Origin of the sequence: Pseudomonas sp. P39-UII1 (assembly GCF_039672635.1) — a bacterium.
Lineage (GTDB): Bacteria > Pseudomonadota > Gammaproteobacteria > Pseudomonadales > Pseudomonadaceae > Aquipseudomonas.
In genome coordinates this window covers 18,106-39,272 of record NZ_JBDFPP010000002.1, presented here as the reverse complement: position 1 = coordinate 39,272, position 21,167 = coordinate 18,106, and the positions used below count along the sequence as shown (strand labels likewise).

14 protein-coding genes and 1 pseudogene are annotated in these 21,167 nt (G+C 64.8%); 11 read left to right on the top strand and 4 right to left on the bottom strand.

Going from position 1 to position 21,167, the window contains the following annotated elements; translation table 11 throughout:
* Positions 1-43: 43 nt before the first annotated feature.
* Positions 44-1,411: an NAD(P)-dependent oxidoreductase gene (locus ABEH27_RS02750; protein WP_346612097.1), complete on the top strand. Its 1,368-nt coding sequence runs from the start codon at positions 44-46 to the stop codon at positions 1,409-1,411.
* Positions 1,412-2,686, top strand: a complete 1,275-nt coding sequence (gene preA, locus ABEH27_RS02745; protein ID WP_346612096.1) for an NAD-dependent dihydropyrimidine dehydrogenase subunit PreA — start codon at positions 1,412-1,414, stop codon at positions 2,684-2,686.
* Positions 2,687-2,873: 187 nt separating this feature from the next.
* Here preA and ABEH27_RS02740 read toward each other — a convergent pair whose 3' ends face one another.
* From ABEH27_RS02740 to gnd, 4 genes are all read right to left on the bottom strand, one after another.
* The gene (locus tag ABEH27_RS02740; protein WP_346612095.1) at positions 2,874-3,494 is read right to left on the bottom strand and encodes a TetR/AcrR family transcriptional regulator; all 621 of its coding nucleotides are present in this window, start codon (positions 3,492-3,494) and stop codon (positions 2,874-2,876) included.
* A gap of 105 nt (positions 3,495-3,599) precedes the next feature.
* A complete protein-coding gene (locus tag ABEH27_RS02735) occupies positions 3,600-5,396 on the bottom strand; it encodes a glycoside hydrolase family 15 protein (RefSeq protein ID WP_346612094.1) in 1,797 nt (598 codons plus the stop codon).
* Between the two features lie 79 nt (positions 5,397-5,475).
* Positions 5,476-6,981 (bottom strand): glucose-6-phosphate dehydrogenase, encoded by a 1,506-nt coding sequence (gene zwf, locus ABEH27_RS02730; RefSeq protein WP_346612093.1) that lies wholly within the window; start codon positions 6,979-6,981, stop codon positions 5,476-5,478.
* Positions 6,978-8,060, bottom strand: coding sequence for a phosphogluconate dehydrogenase (NAD(+)-dependent, decarboxylating) (gene gnd, locus ABEH27_RS02725; protein ID WP_346612092.1), 1,083 nt, complete (start codon positions 8,058-8,060; stop codon positions 6,978-6,980). Before gnd ends, zwf begins: the two co-directional genes overlap by 4 nt.
* 104 nt (positions 8,061-8,164) lie before the next feature.
* Between gnd and ABEH27_RS02720 the strand changes: the two genes are divergently transcribed.
* The 9 genes and pseudogenes from ABEH27_RS02720 (at position 8,165) to ABEH27_RS02680 (ending at position 21,156) form a co-directional block, all read left to right on the top strand.
* On the top strand, positions 8,165-8,332 hold the full coding sequence (locus ABEH27_RS02720) for a DUF6026 family protein (RefSeq protein ID WP_346612091.1): 168 nt from the start codon (positions 8,165-8,167) through the stop codon (positions 8,330-8,332).
* Between the two features lie 531 nt (positions 8,333-8,863).
* Positions 8,864-10,423 (top strand): glycogen synthase GlgA, encoded by a 1,560-nt coding sequence (gene glgA, locus ABEH27_RS02715; RefSeq protein WP_346612090.1) that lies wholly within the window; start codon positions 8,864-8,866, stop codon positions 10,421-10,423.
* Positions 10,424-10,437: 14 nt separating this feature from the next.
* The gene (gene treZ / locus ABEH27_RS02710; RefSeq protein ID WP_346612089.1) at positions 10,438-12,180 is read left to right on the top strand and encodes a malto-oligosyltrehalose trehalohydrolase; all 1,743 of its coding nucleotides are present in this window, start codon (positions 10,438-10,440) and stop codon (positions 12,178-12,180) included.
* The gene (malQ, locus tag ABEH27_RS02705) at positions 12,177-14,246 is read left to right on the top strand and encodes a 4-alpha-glucanotransferase (RefSeq protein ID WP_346612088.1); all 2,070 of its coding nucleotides are present in this window, start codon (positions 12,177-12,179) and stop codon (positions 14,244-14,246) included. The genes treZ and malQ overlap by 4 nt, the downstream gene beginning before the upstream one ends.
* On the top strand, positions 14,243-17,017 hold the full coding sequence (locus tag ABEH27_RS02700) for a malto-oligosyltrehalose synthase (RefSeq protein ID WP_346612087.1): 2,775 nt from the start codon (positions 14,243-14,245) through the stop codon (positions 17,015-17,017). Before malQ ends, ABEH27_RS02700 begins: the two co-directional genes overlap by 4 nt.
* A gap of 14 nt (positions 17,018-17,031) precedes the next feature.
* Positions 17,032-17,298, top strand: a complete 267-nt coding sequence (locus ABEH27_RS02695) for a DUF2934 domain-containing protein (RefSeq protein ID WP_346612086.1) — start codon at positions 17,032-17,034, stop codon at positions 17,296-17,298.
* Positions 17,299-17,413: 115 nt separating this feature from the next.
* Positions 17,414-19,567, top strand: coding sequence for a glycogen debranching protein GlgX (gene glgX, locus ABEH27_RS02690; RefSeq protein ID WP_346612085.1), 2,154 nt, complete (start codon positions 17,414-17,416; stop codon positions 19,565-19,567).
* Positions 19,568-19,573: 6 nt separating this feature from the next.
* Positions 19,574-19,690 (top strand): annotated as a pseudogene (locus ABEH27_RS02685) (EEP domain-containing protein); the annotation flags it as partial.
* 389 nt (positions 19,691-20,079) lie between these two features.
* Positions 20,080-21,156, top strand: a complete 1,077-nt coding sequence (locus ABEH27_RS02680) for an autotransporter outer membrane beta-barrel domain-containing protein (RefSeq protein WP_346612084.1) — start codon at positions 20,080-20,082, stop codon at positions 21,154-21,156.
* Positions 21,157-21,167 lie beyond the last annotated feature (11 nt).

Genomic DNA, 21,167 nt, shown 5'->3' with positions numbered 1-21,167 from the left:
CCGTTGACTGCCAAAACCAAAAAAGAAAAGAGAGGCTACAACCGTGATCGATGCCCTGAACCACTTGCCGCGCCCCCGGGCCGGCGCCGACCAGCTGGCCGAGCAATTCACCGACCTCGCGCCGCCGCTCACCGCCCGCCAGGCCGCCGTAGAGAGCGCACGTTGCCTCTACTGCTACGATGCCCCGTGCGTGAACGCCTGCCCGAGCGAAATCGACATCCCCTCGTTCATCCACCGTATCAGCGACGACAACCTGCAAGGGGCCGCCGAGCGCATTCTCTCGGCCAACATCCTGGGTGGCAGCTGTGCCCGTGTGTGCCCCACCGAAATCCTCTGCCAGCAGGCCTGCGTGCGCAACAACGCCCAGGAATGCGCGCCGGTGCTGATTGGCCAGCTGCAACGCTATGCCCTGGACAATGCCGGCTTCAGCGAACACCCGTTCAAGCGCTCACCCTCCACGGGCAAACGCATCGCCGTGGTGGGTGCCGGGCCGGCCGGGTTGTCCTGCGCCCATCGCCTGGCCCTGCACGGCCATGATGTGGTGGTGTTCGAAGCCTGTGAAAAAGCTGGCGGCCTGAACGAGTACGGCATCGCCCGCTACAAGCTGGTGGACGACTACGCCCAGCGCGAAGTGGAGTTCCTGCTTGGCATCGGTGGCATCGAAATCCGTCACGGCCAACGCCTGGGTGCCAACCTGAGCCTGACCGAACTGCGCGATCAGTACGACGCCGTGTTTCTCGGCCTTGGCCTGAACGCGGTGCGCCAGCTCGGCCTGGCCGACGAAGAGGCGCCCGGCTTGCTGGCCGCTACCGCGTATATCCGTGAACTGCGCCAGGCTGACGACCTGTCGCTACTGCCACTGGCGCAGCGTTGCCTGGTCATCGGCGCGGGCAACACCGCCATCGACATGGCCGTGCAGATGAGCCGCCTCGGCGCCCGCGACGTCAACCTGGTGTACCGCCGCGGCCACGCCGACATGGGCGCCACCGGTCATGAACAGGACATTGCCAAGGCCAACCAGGTGCGCCTGCACACCTGGTCGCGCCCCGACGCCGTGCTGCTGGACGATGACGGCCGCGTACGCGGCATGCGCTTCGCCCGTACCGAATTGGCGGAAGGCCGCCTGCGCGATACCGGTGAAACCTTCGAGTTGCCAGCCGACGCCATCTTCAAGGCCATCGGCCAACGCTTCGACGAACAAAGCCTGAGCGACCCACTGGCCGCCCAACTGGCCCGCGACGGCGAACGCATCCGCGTCGACGAGGGCATGCGCACCAGCCTCCCGGGGGTTTATGCCGGCGGCGACTGTACTGCCCTGGGCCAGGACCTCACCGTCCAGGCCGTGCAACACGGCAAGCTGGCGGCTGAAGCCATCCATGCCCAACTCATGCTCAATGTGGAGGCTGCATAAATGGCCGATCTGTCTATCGTGTTCGCCGGCATCAAGGCCCCCAACCCGTTCTGGCTGGCCTCCGCGCCGCCGACCGACAAAGCCTACAACGTGGTCCGCGCCTTCGAGGCCGGCTGGGGCGGCGTGGTCTGGAAAACCCTGGGCGAGGACCCGGCAGCGGTCAACGTGTCATCGCGCTATTCGGCGCATTTTGGCGCCAACCGCCAGGTGCAGGGCATCAACAACATCGAGCTGATCACCGACCGTTCGCTGGAGATCAACCTGCGTGAAATCACCCAGGTGAAGAAGGACTGGCCCGACCGGGCGTTGATCGTGTCGCTGATGGTGCCGTGCGTCGAAGAGTCGTGGAAGTTCATCCTGCCGCTGGTGGAAGCTACCGGCGCCGACGGCATCGAACTCAACTTCGGCTGCCCGCACGGCATGCCCGAGCGCGGCATGGGCGCGGCAGTCGGCCAGGTGCCAGAGTACGTGGAGATGGTGACCCGCTGGTGCAAGACGTACTGCTCGTTGCCGGTGATCGTCAAGCTCACGCCCAACATCACCGACATCCGTCAGTCGGCCCGGGCGGCCCATCGCGGCGGCGCCGATGCCGTGTCGCTGATCAACACCATCAACTCGATCACCAGCGTCGACCTGGACCGCATGGTCGCCCACCCGATCGTCGGTGACCAGAGCACCCACGGTGGCTACTGCGGCTCGGCCGTTAAACCCATTGCGCTGAACATGGTGGCTGAAATCGCCCGAGACCCGGAAACCCGCGGCTTGCCGATCTGCGGTATCGGGGGCATCGGCAACTGGCGCGATGCTGCCGAGTTCATTGCCCTGGGCAGTGGTGCGGTGCAGGTGTGCACCGCAGCAATGCTGCATGGCTTTCGCATTGTCGAGGACATGAAGGACGGATTGGCGCGCTGGATGGACCAGCACGGGCACGCCAACCTGGAGGCATTCCGCGGCCAGGCCGTAGGGCATACCACCGACTGGAAGTACCTGGACATCAACTACAAGTCGGTGGCGCACATCGACCAGGCTGCCTGCATCGGTTGTGGGCGCTGCCATATCGCGTGCGAAGACACTTCACACCAGGCCATTGCCAGCACGTTGAAGGCTGACGGGACGCATGTCTATAGCGTGATCGAGGACGAGTGCGTGGGCTGCAACCTGTGCCAGATCACCTGCCCGGTGGAAAGCTGCATCGACATGGTCGCGCAGGACACCGGCAAGCCGTACCTGAACTGGACCCAGGACCCGCGCAACCCCTACCGCGAAGCGAGCTGAGCCCATTGGGGCCGCTGCGCGACCCATTCGCTGGCAAGCCAGCTCCCACAGGTACGGCGCCGCTCTCGATCGCTATGCAGTTCCTGGACTGCCCCAAGGGTTGGATTGGTGTCCAGCTTCTTGGGAACAGGCCATACCTGTGGGAGCCGGCTTGCCGGCGAATGGGCCGCGCAGCGGCCCCGACAGTTCAAGGCTCCAAGCCAATGCCACGCAAGATTACACACGTCACCGTCTGCACCGCGCTCTCGAACGCCAGGTCCGACAGCGGTTCACCCCCATTGAGCACGGCAACCTGGTAACCAAAGTCGGCATAGTGCTGGGTCGATGCCCAGATCATGTACAGCAACGCCGAAGGCTCCACCGGCAGAATGCGCCCTTCTTCCACCCAACGGCGGATCTTGTCTTCCTTGAGCTTCGCCCAAGGCACCAGGCTGTCTTCCAGGCTCACCCCGAGCAGCGGCGCGCCATGCAGCATCTCTTCGGCCCAGATCTTCGAGCCCAGCGGCCGCGAGCGCGAATGGCCCATCTTTGCCCGGATGTAGCTGGTCAGCACCACCCGTGGGTCGTCGAAGTTCTCGAAGCACAGCGCGTCCTGCTTCCACACATCCAGCAGGTCTTGCAGCACCGCGCGAAACAGATCGTCCTTGGTGCTGAAATAGTAATGCAGGTTGGAGCGCGGCAGCTCGGCCTGTTCGGCGATATCGCCCATGGAGGTGGCGCCGTAGCCCTTCTCGGCGAACACCTTTTCAGCGGCCATGAGGATTTTTTCGATGTTGCGTCGGCGAATTTCGATCTTGTGGTTGGCCATGCCGTTCCTAGTACCCATGCACCCTTTGTTGGCGCTGGTTTGCCTGCGATGGGCCGCCGCAACGGCCCTCATTCTGCTCGCCCTTTGGTATCAGGCGCCCCGGCACTACCCACACCTCGCCCGATCGCGTACGGGGCACTGCGCCCGGTGCAGGTTCAACGCCGTATTGATGATGCCGATATGGCTGAAGGCCTGGGGGAAATTGCCGAGCATGCGCTTGCCGGTCGGGTCGTACTGTTCGGCCAGCAGGCCCACGTCATTGCACAGCCCGGTCAGGTGCTCGTACAGCGCGTGCGCTTCATCCTGGCGCCCCAACAGCACATACACGTCGGCCAGCCAGAATGAACAGACCAGGAACGTCCCCTCACCTGGCGTCAGGCCGTCGCTGCAGCGGTCGCTGTCATAGCGCATCAGCAAACCGTTCTTCAGCAGGCGCTGCTCTATCTGCTCCAAGGTGCGCAGAAACCGCTCATCCTCCACTGGCAGAAAACCGGTCAGGGCAATCTGCAGCAGGCTGGCGTCAATTTCGGTCGAGCCGTAGGCCTGGACGAAGTGCTGGCCGTGGGCATCCAGCCCGCGCTCGCACACTTCACGGCGGATCTCGTCTGCCACCTGCCGGTAATGCCGACTACGCTCACGGCCCTCTTCGGGGGTGTCGGCAAGGCCCGCCGCACGGTCGAAGGCGACCCAGGCCATCACCTTGGAATGCACGAAATGCTGCCTGCCGCCGCGCACTTCCCAGATGCCTTCGTCCGGCTCGCGCCAGATGCGCTCGACATACGGCAAGATCAAACGGGAGATCGCCGCGCTGCGCGGGTGCCGGGGCAGCCCGCCCTTGATCGCCTGGGCCATGGCGTCGGCCAGCTCGCCGTAGATATCCAGCTGCATCTGCTGCGCAGCGGCATTGCCCACGCGCACAGGCTGGGAGTGCTCGTACCCGGCCAGCCAGGGCAAGGTGTACTCCTGCAGGTCGCGCTCGCCGGCCAGGCCATACATGATCTGCATCTGCTCGGGGTTGCCGGCCACCGAGCGCAGCAGCCATTCGCGCCAGGCCTGGGCTTCGTCGAAATAGCCAAGGTTCATGAACGCCAGCAAGGTCATGGTCGCATCACGCAACCAGCAGAAGCGGTAATCCCAGTTGCGCTCATGGCCGATGCTTTCGGGCAGCGAGGTGGTGACGGCGGCGACGATGCCGCCAGTGGGTGCGTAGGTCATGGCCTTGAGGGTCAGCAACGAGCGGCGCACCTTGGCGCTGTACGGGCCGACCTCAGGGCAACGAGCGGCAAAGGCCTGCCAGTGATCAATGGTGTGTTCGAGGGCCTGTTCGATGTCACAGTCGGGCTGCACCGGCAGGTGCGAAGGCTGGTGGCGCAGGCTGAACACCTGGCGTTCACCGGCGCAAACCCGAAACCGCGCGACGGTGTGGTGGTCGCGGGCATGCGAGGGTACGGTGCTGCACAGGATCAGCCGGTCAGGGCCGGCGACCGCGCTCAGGGTCAGCGGGTCGAGCTTTTCCACCCACGGCACGCTGCGGCCGTAATCGAAGCGCATCACCAGGTCCATTTCAAAATTGGTTTCGCCGGAAACACCCTCGACGATGCGCACCACCGAGTTGACATCGTTCAAGGGCATGAAGTCGAGTACGCGGGCGCGGCCGCTGGCGGTCACCCAGGTGGTTTCCATGACCAGGGTGTCTTCAAGGTAGGTGCGGCTGGTGTGTTCGATGGGGTCGCAGGGGGCCAGGCGCCAGCGCCCGTTTTCTTCGTTGCCCAACAGGGCGGCGAAAACAGCGGGGGCGTCGAAGCGGGGCAGGCACAGCCAGTCGATGGAGCCGTCACGGCTGACCAGGGCGGCGCTGCGGCAGTTGCCGAGCAGGGCGTAGTCTTCGATGTGGGCGGGCATGCGGTCTCCTGTGGTTTCTGAACTTGAAGGGGACAGCGTCGGCCTGATCGCGGGCATGCCGGCGATCAGGCCAGCTCAGTCACCCCAACCTGTGCCACTCACGCTTGTCGCGGGCCAGCAATTCATTGCCAGCCTCAGGCCCATCCTCACCGGCCGGGTACTCATGCACCTCGCTGTCCTGGGCCCACGCATCGAGAAACGGCTGCACTGCACGCCAGCCGTTCTCGATGTTGTCGGCCCGCTGGAACAAGGTCTGGTCGCCGGTCAGGCAGTCATAGATCAACGTCTCGTAACCGGTCGCCGGGGTCATCTTGAAGAAGTCCCTGTAGGCAAAACCCAGCTCGACGTTTTCCATCACAAGCTCCGGCCCCGGGCGCTTGGCCTGCAGGTCGAACCACATGCCTTCATTGGGCTGGATCTGGATCTTCAGGTAGTTGGGCTTGGGCCGCTCCAGCTCGGACTCGCGAAACTGCGCATACGGTGCGGGCTTGAAGCAGATGGCGATTTCGGTGTCGCGCACGCTCATGCGCTTGCCGGTGCGCAGGTAGAACGGCACGCCGGCCCAGCGCCAGTTGTCGATCATCACCTTGAGGGCCACGTAGGTTTCGGTCTGGCTGTCGGCCGCCACCCGTTCCTCCTGGCGATACCCGGCCAGGTGCTTGCGGCCCTGCTTGCCGGCGGTGTACTGGCCACGCACGGAGTTTTTCAGGGCCATCTTCGCCGACCAGGGGCGAATGGCGCCGATGACCTTGGCCTTCTCGCCCCGTACGGCGTCGGCGCCGAAGGCTGCAGGCGGCTCCATGGCGACCATCGCCAGCAGCTGGAACAGGTGGTTGGGCACCATGTCGCGCAGGGCGCCAGTGGTGTCGTAGAAACCACCACGGCTCTCGACACCGACCGTCTCGGCGGCGGTGATCTGCACATGGTCGATGTAGTGGTTGTTCCAGAACGACTCGAACAGGCCGTTGGAGAACCGGCTGACCAGGATGTTCTGCACGGTTTCCTTGCCCAGGTAGTGGTCGATGCGGTAGATCTGCCGCTCGCTCATCACCTTCAGCAAACAGGCGTTGAGTGCCTCGGCGCTCGCCAGGTCGGTGCCGAATGGCTTCTCCACCACGACCCGGCGAAAGCCCCCGCCAGACTCATCCAGCAAGCCTGCCTCGCCCAGGCGCTGCGCCACTTCAGGGAAGAAGCGCGGCGAGGTGGCCAGGTAGAAGATGGCGTTGCCGTGGCTGGTCTTGTCGATGCGCTTGGCCAGCGCCGCGTAGGTGGCCGGGTCGAGAAAATCGCCCGTCTGGTAGTCCAGGCGCTTGGCCAGGCGTGCCCAGAGTTTTTCGTCCACGCCCTTGGCCGCGCCCTCGCCGCCCTTGTCACGCTCACGCATGAAGTCGTGCAGGCGCTGGGCGAACGCCTCGGCGGTGGCGGCGTTATGGTCGACGCCGACGATGCGCAGGTTGCGGTCAAGCAGGCCATCGCGGCTGAGGTTGTACAGCGCCGGCATCAGCAGGCGCTTGACCAGGTCACCGTTGGCGCCGAACAGGAACAATGTGCAAGGCGGAGCAGCAGGTATGGTCTTTTGGGTCATTGGCCTTTTTTCTCGACGTGGCCACCGAAGCCCAGGCGCATGGCCGAGAGCACTTTGTCGCCGTAGGTGCCCTGCTGCTGACGCGAGCGGAAACGCGCGAACAGCGCACTGGACAGCACCGGCACCGGCACCGCCTGTTCGACGGCCGCGTCGATGGTCCAGCGGCCCTCGCCACTGTCGGACACCGAGCCGCTGAACTGCGCCAGTTGCGGGTCGGCCACCAGGGCATCGGCGGTAAGGTCGAGCAACCAGGACGTCACCACGCTGCCCCGGCGCCACACTTCGGCGATCTCGGCAACATTCAGGTCGAAGCGCTGTTCTTCGGGCAGCTCGTTGCCCCCCTTGCTGCGCAGCAGGTCGAAGCCCTCGGCATAGGCCTGCATCAGGCCGTATTCGATGCCGTTGTGCACCATCTTCACGTAGTGCCCGGCACCGGGCGGGCCTGCGTGGATGTAGCCGTGCTCGGCACGGTCGTGCTCACCCTCGCGGCCCTGGGTCCGCGGGATGTCGCCCACGCCCGGCGCCAAGGCCTTGAACAGTGGCTCCAGGCGCTCGAACACGTCTTTCTCGCCGCCGATCATCATGCAGTAGCCACGGTCCAGGCCCCACACACCGCCGGAGGTGCCAACGTCCAGGTAATGCAGCCCGCGCTTGGCCAGTTCGGCGGCGCGGCGCATGTCGTCCTTGTAGAAGGTATTGCCGCCGTCGATGATCGCATCGCCCGGCTCCAGCAGCTCGGCCAGCTGCGCAATGGTCTGCTCGGTCGGCTCGCCCGCCGGCAGCATCACCCACACCGCGCGCGGCGCTTTCAGTTTTTGCACCAGCGCGCCCAGGTCGTGGGCACCTTGGGCGCCCTCGCCTTCCAGCGCGGTGATGGCTTCACGGTTGCGGTCGTTGACCACCGTGCGGTGACCGGCGCGCATCAGGCGCCTTGCAATATTGCCGCCCATGCGGCCCAGCCCGACGATTCCCAGTTGCATGAGCCGATGCTCCCCTTGATAAATGAATGACAACTCAGTCCAGCGATTCAGATTAGTCCAGCGCAGCGCCCGAGGGTTCAGCGACGAACGGCAAGACAACGTTAAACAAAAAAGTTCCCATGGTCGCAGAAAGAATTCAGAATGCGCGCCGCGTGAAGCGTCTACGCTTTAACTGTCACCAGCCAAAACTGCGAGGTGTATACATGGGTACCTTGATGCCTGCCACCCCCACCCAGACCCTCTATGTCTCCGTACGCCGTGATGAACTGCGCAAACTGAAAGACGAACGTGAACTGCTGCGCCAACAGGTCGCTCAGTTGCACATGCTGCTGGAGCAAGCGCGCTCCGGCGACAAAACCGTCAGCCTTTAAAGGTATTGCTCATACGGTGGGAGCCGAACGCTCCCACCACGCTCATCCAGGCTGATCAGCCACGCACCACGTTAGGGCATCCTCCCCGCCTACGCCACAATACTGCACACCTCAAAACACCCCGCGCCCCACCTTCGAACACCCCATTCACATCCCGTCACACACGCCAACGTTTGCGTCTATCTCGCGTCATAACGAAAGTGACCAATGGGTCACCTTTTTATCTCCCTCTCTCCTACACTCAGCTTTCGGCCCGGCATTTGCTCATAGCAAGAGCGACGTAAAAAAGTCGAACTTTTGCAAATGGGGGCGGGTCAGCAACTAAGTAGGCCAATCGCATCGGGGCATCCCACGCCACGGCCTGCCACCCCAACCAGTCCAATCGCTTTCGGCCGGAATGCCGATCGCGCCGTGCATGTGCGCACGACCTTGGGGCAAGGACCGCAACAAGACGACAAGCAATAGAGATAACCAGAACGATATAGAACAACGGGTGCCAGCACCCGGCATAGGATAGGGACGGAGAGAAGTATGATCAGTGCCGCTGTCGAACCTCACGTAGATTCATTCAAACCGGAAAACCGCGAACCGCTCACCCCGGAGTTCGCCACGACAGGCAAGGCACCCGGCGCCCAGCGCCAGCACAACCCGAACAAACGCAAGATCCTCTTCGTTACCTCGGAGATCGCCGACCTGGTCAAGACCGGCGGCCTGGGCGATGTATCCGCGGCGCTGCCAAGGGCGCTGGCGCACCTGCACGATGTGCGTGTGCTGATACCGGGCTACCGCCAAGTGATGGAAAGCGACAACCCCATTCACATTGTTGGCGAACTCGGTGGCCACGCCGCCCTGCCGCCGTGCAAGATCGGCCGCATGGACATGGCTGATGGCCTGGTCATTTATGTACTGATCTGCCCCGAACTGTACCAGCGCGACGGCTCTCCCTATGGCGCCAACAACGGTCGCGACTGGCCCGACAACCACATCCGCTTCGCCCGCCTGGGCCTGGCTGCTGCCGAGATCGCCGCGGGCGAAGGCAAGATCCACTGGAAGCCTGAAGTGGTGCACGCTCATGACTGGCCTGCCGGCTTGGCCCCGGCCTACATGCACTGGCGCGGGCTGAACACGCCGACCCTGTTCACCATTCACAACCTGGCTTACCAGGGTGTGTACAGCCGTGCCTGCAGCCCGGAACTGGCGATCCCCGACCACGCCATGCAGCAGGAAGGCATGGAGTTCTACGGCAAGCTGTCGTTCCTCAAGGCCGGCCTGGCGTACTCCAGCCACATCACTACCGTCAGCGCCACCTACGCCCGCGAAATCACCACGCCGGAATTCGGCTGTGGCCTGGATGGCTTCCTCGCCAGCAAGGCCCAGCAAGGCCTGCTTGGTGGCATCCCCAACGGCATCGACGAGAGCTGGGATTCGGCCACCGACCAGCACCTGCAGCACAATTTCAGCATCAACGACTGGGACGGCAAGGCACGCAACGCCGAAGCAGTGCGCCGCCTGTTCGAGCTGGAACCCTCCGAAGGGCCACTGTTCGCCGTAGTTTCTCGCCTTGTGTTCCAGAAGGGCCTGGACCTGACCCTGGGTGTGGCCGACTACATCGTCGAACAGGGGGGGCAGATCGCGATCATCGGCCGTGGCGAGCCTGAAGAAGAGCAGGCCATGAGTGAACTGGCCGTGCGCCACCCGGGCCGCATCGGTGTGCGGATCGGCTTCAACGAGACCGACGCCCGGCGCATGTTCGCCGGCAGCGACTTCCTGCTGATGCCGTCGCGCTACGAGCCCTGCGGCCTGAGCCAGATGTACGCGCAGCGTTTCGGTTCGCTGCCCGTGGCACGCAACACCGGCGGGCTGGCCGACACCATCGAGAACGGTGTAACCGGCTTCCTGTTCGATGAGTCCACGGTGGAAAGTTACCGCGAAGCGCTGGGCCGTGCCTTCTACGTCTACGGCAAGAAGAACCTGCTCAATGCCATGCGCTGCCTGTCGATGACCCAGCCGTTCAACTGGTGCCAGGCAGTAGAACCCTACGCCCGCCTCTACGAGGACCTGGTCAAGCAGACACAACTCAGCCACTACTGAGCAGGGGGTGGAAGATGCACAGGCATGGCGCACACTTAATGGACGCCACGTCGGCGCGCTTCGCCCTGTGGGCGCCGGATGCGCGCAACGTGAGCTTGGAATTGGAGGGGCAGCCGCCTGTCGAGCTGCTGCCCGAAGGCGATGGCTGGTACACGGCGGTTGCCGCGTGCCAGGCCGGCGCCCGTTATCACTATCGCATCGACGGTGAGCTGCAGGTGGCCGACCCGGCCTCGCGCTTCCAACCCGAGGGCGTACAGGGCCCGAGCCAGGTGGTGGACACCCAGGCCTATGCCTGGCAACACCCCTGGCAAGGCCGCCCCTGGCACGAAGCGGTGATTCAGGAGCTGCACGTCGGTGTACTCGAAGGCTACCCCGGCGTTGCCCGGCACCTGCCACGCCTGGCCGAGCTGGGCATCAGTGCCATCGAGCTGATGCCCCTGGGGCAGTTCCCCGGCGAGCGCAACTGGGGCTACGACGGTGTGCTGCCCTATGCACCGCAACATACCTACGGCAGCCCGGAGCAGCTGTGCGCGCTGGTCGACAGTGCCCACGGTGAGGGCCTGATGGTGCTGGTGGATGTGGTCTACAACCACTTCGGCCCAGACGGCAATTACCTGCACCAGTACGCCAGCCCGTTCTTTCGCGAGGACCGGCAGACGCCCTGGGGCGCTGCCATCGATTTTCGCCGCCCCGAGGTGCGCGAGTTCTTCATCCAGAACGCCCTGATGTGGCTGTGCGACTACCGCTGCGACGGCCTGCGCCTGGACGCCGTGCACGCCATCGACCAGCCCGACTTTCTGGTCGAGCTGGCGCAGCGGGTGCGCGCCGCAGTGGCGCCGGGCCGGCAGATATGGCTGGTACTGGAAAACGAGCACAACCAGGCCTCGTTGCTGGGCAAGGGTTTCGATGCCCAGTGGAACGACGACGGCCACAACGCCCTGCACGTACTGCTTACCGGCGAAACAGAAGGGTATTACGCCGATTACAAAGAACAGCCGATCACCCAGCTGGCCCGGTGCTTGTCCGAAGGCTTCGTCTTCCAGGGCGAGCCCAACCGCCACGGCACGCCACGCGGCGAACCCAGCGGGCACCTGGAGCCCAGTTCATTCGTGTTGTTCCTGCAAAACCATGACCAGATCGGCAACCGTGCCCTGGGCGAACGCCTGACCCGCCTGTGCCCGCCCGCAGCCCTGCGTGCGGCCACCGGCCTGCTGCTGTTGTCGCCGATGATCCCGCTGCTGTTCATGGGTGACGACGATGGCAGTTGCCGGCCGTTCCTGTTCTTTACCGATTTCCACGATGAACTGGCCGACGCTGTGCGCGAGGGCCGACGCGGCGAGTTTGCCCACTTCACGGCATTTGCCGACCCCGAGCAGCGCGAGCGCATCCCCGACCCCAACGCCGAGCAAACCTTCGAGGCTTCACGGCCGCAGCGCCAGGAAGTCATCGCCGGCTGGCACGGCCTCTATCAGCAACTGCTCCACCTGCGCCAGCGCCACGTCATCCCGCACCTGCCCGGCAGCCGTGCGCTGGGCGCCGAGGTGCTGGGCGACAAAGCGCTGACCGCACGCTGGCGCCTGGGCAACGGCAATACCCTGCGCATCGACCTGAACCTGGCCGCCACGCCACAGCCGGTCGAACTGCCCGCCGCCGAAAACCGCCTGTTCGACAGCAGCGACACCACGCACCCCGACACCGCGCTATCCGCATACAGCTGCGTGGTCAGCCTGCTTGCACCTGGCCAGGAGAGCCCATGAGCGAAACCGCACTGCACCGTCTGGCCGCCCACGTCGGGCTTGCCCGCGACTGGGTCGACGCCAACAACCGGCCACAACAGGTGGCTGATGAAGTACTGCGCAAAGTGCTCGAAGGCCTCGGCCACCCAGCCAGTGACGATAACGCCATCGACAACAGCTTGCGGGCGGTGGAAACCGCTGACGACAGCGAGCATCTGCCACCGCTGCTGACTGCCGACCTTGGCCAGCCGCTGGCGCTGGGCCGCTACTTCAGCGCAGGGAGCACCGCGCACTGCACCCTTGAAGATGACACCAGGCTAGCCCTGACCCTCGACGCCCAGGCACGCCTGCCCGGCGAGCTGCCCATCGGCTACCACCAGGTAGACGTCGACGGCCGTGCCTTCACCCTGGCCGTGGCCCCGCCGCGCTGCTACAGCCTGGACGATGCCGTCGAGCAACCACCACCCCGCTGCTGGGGCCTTGCGGTGCAACTCTACAGCCTGCGCCGCCCCGGTGATGGCGGCTATGGCGACTGCCTGGCCCTGGAGCAACTGGCACGCACCGCCGCCGAACGCGGTGCCGATGCCCTGGCGATCAGCCCCATTCATGCCCTGTCGGCCATCGACCAGCAGCACTACAGCCCCTACTCCCCGTCCAGCCGCCTGCTGCTCAACACCCTCTACGCCAGCCCCGCCGCCCTGCTCGGTGAGCGTGCCGTGCGCATGGCCATTGAGGCCGCGGGGCTTGAGCAGACGCTGGAAGACCTTGAGCAGCAGCCCCTGGTCGATTGGCCCCGGGCCGCCGACGCCCGCCTGCGCCTGCTCGAAGCCCTGTACCAGGACTTCAGCCAGGGTGATCACCCGCTACGTACCGACTTCGACAGCTTTCGCGAAGCCGGTGGCCAGGCCCTGGAGCACCACTGCCGCTTCGAAGTGCTGCAGGCCCAAGCCGTGGACCATGGCCTGGGCGCCGACTGGCGCAACTGGCCCAGCGCCTGGCACGACCCTTACCACCCCGAAGTCGAAGCCTTCGCCAGCGCGTACCCGGCCAAGGTCGAGTTCCACGCCTTTTGCCAGTGGCTTACTGACCGTAGCCTGCAGCGTGCGCAAGAAGCTGCACGCAGCAATGGCATGGCGGTCGGCCTGATCGCCGACCTGGCAGTGGGCGCCGACGGTGCCGGCAGCCAGGCCTGGAGCCGCCAGGATGAGCTGCTGGCCAACCTCAAGGTCGGTGCCCCGCCCGACATCCTCAACCGTTCCGGGCAGGACTGGGGTATCTGCGCCTTCTCCCCCGAGGGCCTCAAGCGCAACGGCTACCGCGCCTTCATCGAGATGCTGCGGGCCAACCTTGCACATGCCGGCGGCCTGCGTATCGACCATGCCATGGGCCTGCGCAGGCTGTGGCTGATCCCTCGCGGCTGCAAACCCAGCGAAGGCGCCTACCTGCACTACCCGCTGGAAGACCTGTTGCGCCTGCTGGCCCTGGAGTCGGTGCGGCACCAGGCGATCATCCTCGGCGAAGACCTTGGCACGGTGCCCGAAGGGCTGCGCGAACAACTGGCCGACAAGGCCGTGCTGGGCATGCGCGTGCTGCCCTTCGAGCAAACCCAGCCTGGCCGTTTCACGCCGATCCTCGACTGGCCGGACAATGCCCTGGCCACCACCGGCACCCACGACCTGGCGCCGCTGGCCGGTTGGCTGCAAAGCCGCGACATCGACTGGAGCCACCGCCTGCAACTGATCGATGCCGACACCGAACAGCATTGGCGCCAAGCACGGCAAAAAGAAAGTGACGGCCTGCGCCGCACCCTGCAAGCCAGTTACGGCCCACAAAAGGACGACGAGCACGTGATCGACGCCGCTATCCGCTACATCGGCCACACCCGCGCACCGCTGGTGCTGATCCCGTTGGAAGACCTGCTCGGCAGCGACGAGCAACCCAACCTGCCTGGCACCACCGAAGGCCACCCCAACTGGCGCCGGCGCTTCGCCGCCCCGGTGCGCGACCTGCTCGACGATGAAGCCGCCGCGCGCCGCCTGGAGCTGCTGGCCCAGGCCCGTGAACAAGCCTGGGAGCGTGACCGATGAAGCCGTTGACCGCTACCCAGCGCCTGCAATTTCACAGCGATTTCACCCTCGACCATGCCCTGCCACTGGTGCCCTACTTCGCCCAGCTTGGCATCAGCCACCTGTACGCCTCGCCGATCCTCAAGGCCCGGGCAGGTTCGCGCCACGGTTACGACGTGGTCGACCCGACCCAGGTCAACCCGGAACTTGGCGGTGAAGCAGCCCTGGAGCGGCTGGTGGCCGCGCTGCGCCAGCATGGCATGGGGCTGATCCTCGACACCGTGTCCAACCACATGGCCGTCGGCGGCGCCGACAACCCGTGGTGGCAAAGCCTGCTGGCGTGGGGACGGCGTAGCCCGTACGCCGAATTCTTCGACATCCAGTGGCACTCCAGCGACCCGCTGCTGGCCGGCCAACTGTTGCTGCCCTTCCTCGGCAGCGACTATGGCGCGGCCTTGAAAAACGGCGACATTCCGCTGCAGTTCGACAAGCAGCACGGTGTGTTGCAGGTCGCTCATCACGAGCACCGCTTCCCGATCTGCCCGATCGATTACGGCTGGATTTTGTCCCTGAGCCCAGAGCCGGCCCTCAAATACCTGGCCGAGCATTTCACGGCGCTGGCCGATGCGGCCGAGCCACTGGCCGCCGCCGTTGATCTGCAGCGTGAACTGGCGCGCCTGGTGCGCGACGGCGCGGACCTCGAATCCGCGCTGGTGGCCTTCGACAGCCGCAGCGAAAGCGGCCTGCAGCGCCTGCACCTGCTGCTCGAACGCCAAACCTACCGCCTGGCCAGCTGGCGCACCGCCGCCGACGACATCAACTGGCGGCGCTTCTTCGACATCAACGAGTTGGGTGGCCTGCGCGTAGAGCGCTCGGTGGTGTTCGAGGCGACCCACGCCAAGCTGTTCGAGCTGATCGAGCGCGGGCTGGTGGATGGCCTGCGCATCGACCATATCGACGGCCTGGCCGACCCGCGTGGTTACTGCCGCAAACTGCGCCGCAGGGTCGAGGGGCTGCTTGCCAGGCGCCCGCTGAATGCAGCGCTGGAACATTTCCCGATCTATGTCGAGAAGATCCTTGGCGTCGACGAACACCTGCACCGCGACTGGCTCACCGATGGCACCACCGGCTACGAGTTCATGAACCAGGTGTCCTTGTTGCAGCATGACCCGGCCGGCGAAGCACCGCTGACCGAACTATGGGCCAACGTCAGCGAGCGCCCAGACTTTGCCGAAGAGGTGCGCCAGGCCCGGCACCTGGTGCTCAACGCCAGCCTCGCCGGCGACTGCGAGTCGGTGGCCCAGGCGCTGCTGCAGGTTGCCCGCGACGACCTGATGACCCGCGACCTGACCCTCGGGGCGATCCGCCGAGCGTTGCAGGCGCTGGTCAGCCATTACCCGGTGTACCGTACTTACTTCAACGCCTGCGGGCGGCCGGCTGAAGATGAAACGTTCTTCCAGCAGGCCCTGACCAATGCCCGCCAGGACCTCGCCGAAGCCGATTGGCCGCTGCTCGACCAGCTCGAACGATGGCTCGGTGGCGAACCTTGGCGCAAGCTGCCGCCCGGCCGCCCGCGCAAGCACTTGCGCCATGCCTGCGTACGCTTCCAGCAACTCACCGCACCCAGCGCCGCCAAGGCCGTCGAAGACACCGCCTTCTACCGCTCGGCGCGGCTGCTGTCACGCAATGACGTGGGCTTTGAAGCCGAACGCTTCAGTGCCAGCGCCGAGCACTTCCACAACGAGGCCCAGCGCCGCCTGCGCGACTTCCCCGACAACCTGCTGGCCACCGCCACCCATGACCACAAGCGCGGCGAAGACACCCGCGCACGGCTGGCTGTACTGAGTGAACGTGGGCCCTGGTTCGCCAGCCGGGTGGAACACTGGCGCGAGCTGGCAGCGCCCTTGCGCGAGCAACTGGACGACGGCCTGGCACCGAGCCCAGGCGACGAGTTGCTGCTGTTGCAGACGCTGCTGGGCAGTTGGCCGCTGAACCTTGACCTGCACGACGACAGCGCCCTGCAGCAGTACGCCGAACGCATCCGCCAATGGCAGCAGAAGGCCCTGCGCGAGGCCAAACTGCGCAGCAGCTGGAGCGCGCCGAACGAGGCCTACGAGGCCGTCTGCGCCGCGTATGTGGATGGCCTGTTGCTCGACCGTGAGAATCACCAACTGCGCCAGTCGCTGGCTGACGCTGCGCAACTGATCGCCTGCCCCGGCGCCCTCAATGGCCTGGTGCAAACGCTGCTGCGCACCACCGTGCCCGGCGTGCCCGACCTCTATCAAGGGGCCGAATACTGGGATTTCAGCCTGGTCGACCCGGACAACCGCCGCCCGGTGGACTACGCTTGCAGGCGTCGCACCCTGGACGACGCAACGCCCGCCGCAGAGCTGCTCGCGCACTGGCGTGACGGCCGCATCAAGCAAGCGTTGCTGGCCCGGGTGCTGGACTGCCGCCAGGCCCACGCCGAGTTGTTCCGGCGCGGCACCTACCTGCCACTGACCGTGCAGGGCCGGCATGCCGACAAGGTGCTGGCGTTTGCCCGGCTGGGTGAAGAACACCGCGCCATCGTCGTCGCCCCACGCCTGGCCAGCGGCCTGCTGGGCGGCGCTGCAATACCGTTGATCCCGGCACAGAACTGGGACGACACCCGGGTAATTCTGCCGTTTGCCTTGTCGCCCGCCAACTCGATGGGACTTTTCCCAAGCGCGGTGGTCAGCCCTTCAAAGGAGCTGATGTTAAGCGCCGTGCTGTCGGAATTTCCGGTCAATGTGTTGATACAACAATCTTGAGCATCAGGAGCGTCATGATGAGTGTCGATGAAAAACGTATCCGCGAATTTGCCTACCAGATCTGGGAATCTGAAGGCAAACCAGAGGGTGAGGAGGAGCGCCACTGGGACATGGCCCGCAAGCTGGCCGAGGCCGAAGCGCTTGCGCCCAAGGCAGCGCCACGCAAAAAGGCAGCGGCCAAGCCCAAGGCGCCTGCAGAGCCCAAGGCGGCAGCGTTGCCGGGGGTCAAGCCGGCTGTAGCCAAGAAGCCCCGGGCGGTGAAAAAGCCGACTGCGGGCTGAGCCTGTTCCGGCCTCTTCGCGGGCAAGCCCGCTCCTACAGGGAGCGGGCTTGCCCGCGATGAGGCCACCCCTGACCCACCGCTAACCTCTTCCCTACGGCTATCCGAGGACTGCCATGAGCCCCCGCACCCCTAAGAAAACCCGCTCCATCGCCCCATCCCGCCTGCGCGAGGGCATGCCGTTTCCGCTCGGCGCCACCTGGGACGGCCTGGGGGTCAACTTCGCCTTGTTCTCGGCCAACGCCACCAAGGTCGAGCTGTGCTTGTTCGACTCCACGGGCGAGCAGGAACTAGAGCGCATCGAGCTGCCCGAATACACCGACGAGATCTACCACGGTTACCTGCCCGACGCTCATCCGGGTCTGGTGTATGGCTACCGCGTCTACGGCCCCTACGAGCCAGAGAACGGCCACCGCTTCAACCCCAACAAATTGCTCATCGACCCCTACGCCAAACAACTGGTCGGCAACCTGAAATGGTCGGAGGCGCTGTTCGGCTACACCATCGGCCACCCCGACGGCGACCTGTCGTTCGACGAGCGCGACAGCGCGCCCTTCGTGCCCAAGTGCAAAGTCATCGACCCGGCGTTCACCTGGGGCCGCGACCAGCGCGTGCAGATCCCATGGGAGCGCACCATCATCTACGAAGCGCACGCCCGCGGCATCAGCATGCGCCACCCGGCAGTACCGGAAGAGCTGCGCGGCACCTTCGCCGGCCTTGCCAACGACGAGCTGCTCAAGCACATCAAGGACCTGGGCGTATCGAGCATCGAACTGCTGCCGATCCATGCCTTCGTCAATGACCAGCACCTGCTCGATAAAGGCCTGAACAACTACTGGGGCTACAACAGCATCGCCTTCTTCGCGCCGCACCCGCGTTACCTCGCCAGCGGCAAGATCGCCGAGTTCAAGGAGATGGTCGCGCACCTGCATGACGCGGGCCTGGAGGTGATTCTCGATGTGGTCTACAACCACACCGCCGAAGGCAACGAGCGCGGCCCGACGCTGTCCATGCGCGGCATCGACAACGCCTCATACTACCGGCTGATGCCCGACGACAAGCGCTACTACATCAACGATTCCGGCACCGGCAACACCCTCGACCTCAGCCACCCGTGCGTGCTGCAGCTGGTCACCGACTCGCTGCGCTACTGGGCCGGCGAGATGCACGTGGACGGCTTCCGCTTTGACCTGGCGACCATCCTCGGCCGTTACCACGACGGTTACAGCGAGCGCCACGGCTTCCTCGTCGCCTGCCGCCAGGACCCGATGCTCAGCCAGGTCAAGCTGATCGCAGAACCCTGGGATTGCGGCCCCGGCGGCTACCAGGTAGGCAATTTCGCCCCCGGCTGGGCGGAGTGGAACGACCGCTTCCGCGACACCGCGCGCGCGTTCTGGAAAGGCGACGAAGGCCAGCTGGCCGACTTCGCCGCACGCCTGACCGCCTCGGGCGACATGTTCAACAACCGCGGCCGGCGGCCCTACTCTTCCGTCAACTTCATCACCGCCCACGATGGGTTCACCCTGCGCGACCTGGTGTCCTACAACAACAAGCACAACGAAGACAACGACGAGAACAACCAGGACGGCACCGACAATAACCTGTCGTGGAACTGCGGCGCCGAAGGCCCCACCGACGACCCCGAAATCAACGCCCTGCGCATGCGCCAGATGCGCAACTACTTCGCAACCCTGCTGCTGGCCCAAGGCACGCCGATGATTGTCGCCGGCGACGAGTTCAGCCGTACCCAGCATGGCAACAACAATGCCTATTGCCAGGACAGTGAAATCGGTTGGGTCAACTGGGACCTGGACGAGGACGGCAAGGACCTGCTGGCCTTCGTCAAACGCCTGACCCGGTTGCGCCTGGCCTACCCGGTGCTGCGTCGATCACGCTTCCTGGTCGGCGACTACAACGAAGCGATCGGGGTCAAGGATGTCACCTGGCTGGCGCCGGATGGCAACGAGATGAGCGTGGAGCAGTGGGAGGATCCGCACGGGCGCTGCCTGGGCATGCTGATCGATGGGCGAGCGCAGGTGAGCGGGATTGCACGGCCGGGGTCGGAGGCCACGGTGCTGCTGATCGTCAACGCCCACCACGATGTGGTGCCGTTCCTGTTGCCGGCGGTGCCGGAGGGGGATTACTGGAGCTGCCTGGTGGATACCGACCGGCCTGAACTGCGCAAAGGGCAGCATCTGCAGTTCGATACCACCTTCGAGGTCAAGGGGCGTTCGTTCCTGTTGATGGTGCTGCAGCGCGAGGAAGAGTGATCCGGGAATTCACCGGTAACCCTTGCCGGTAAATTCACAGACTGGAAGCGGCGCGGCAAACGCACGTTGGGTTTGCCGCGCGACCCGCACGAAGCGTTCGTGCGCCACTACGGCCTGCTCGCGCCGCACCTTTGATGCAACCTTGGACGCACCTTTGCGACCATTCGCCACTGCCTGATGGGGCCCGTCTTTGCAATGATTCGGCATAGCCACCGCGGGGGAAATAGCGAAGCTCGCTATACCTGAGTCAATTGCACAGGTAATCAACAAGATAGCTCACGGGACACGCCATGAACGGTCCGTTCACGCTTTCTTGACGCAAGCCCCTCCCTCCTCTTAGCTGAACATTATCACTAGCAGTAAAACGTAGCGCCGGGCCTCTAGCCCGCGCCTTCGTGCGCGCTTGCGAAAGCTGGCGTGCCGGTTCTGGTCGCCCACTGTTTTTGCCGTACAGCTCGTGACGACAGGCCAGTTACTTGGGCTGTACAACAAAAAAACACAGGAGATCCGCCATGAAAAGAGCCTCGAATCCGTTGCGCTTCGACCGTATTTTCTACGCGGTTTCCACGTCGATGCTTCTGGCAACCCCGGTGGAAACCTTCGCCTTCGAACTGCAGGATGACCCCAGCTCGCCCCTGTTCTTGCAGCAACCGGCGATGCCGCAGCTTTCGCTCGACCCGGTCAGCGCGAGCGGCGTGAGCCTGGGCACGCTGGCCGCGTTCAGCGACAAGATGGGCGATCGCCATGGCCAGACCGCACCCGACTTGATGGCCAGCCAATGGATGCAATTTTTCCCAGGTACCGCCCGGCCTGGGGCACAAGCACCCGACCAGCTCGAAGCGCCCAGTCAGCAACTGATGATCGGCCCTGACCTGTTCGTGCGCGAAACCGGCGGCGGCAATGTGCACCGCGCAGGCATCTTCGTCGGCCATAACAACCTGCAAAGCAGCTTGAATGGCAGCCGCCCGTTGCTCGGCGACAAGCAGCGCAATGCCGTCAACCTCAGCGGCGAGAGCCTGGGGGTGTACTGGAGCATGACCCATGAGCAGGGTTGGCACCTGGATGCCGTGGCCATGGGTTCGCGCATCGATGTGCTGGGCCGTGGCGAGAGCGGCCAACGGCTGGACAACAGCGGCCACGCGATGACCTTCTCGGTGGAGGGTGGTTACCCGATCCGCCTGGGTGGCAGCTGGGTGATCGAGCCGCAGGCCCAGTTGATCAACCAACAGTTCTTCCCCGGCAATCAGGTGCAGGAAGAGACGCTGCAGGCGTTCGACAGCCAGCCGACCTGGAGCGGCCGGGTCGGTGCCAAGTTGTCCGGACGCTACGAAGTGCGAGGGATGCCGATCGAGCCCTATGTGCGGACCAACGTCTGGTATGACTTCAGCAACGCTGACGAGGTGAAGCTGGACCAGGTCGACAAGATTTCCGGCTCGCGGTATTCAACCACGGTGGAATTGGGCTTGGGCCTGGTGGCGCGGGTGACGCCGTCGGTGGCGCTGTTTGTGAGTGCCGATTACAGCAGTGATGTGGATGACAATGATTTGAATGGGTTGATTGGTAGCCTGGGTGTGCGGATGCGGTGGTAGACAGGCACGGC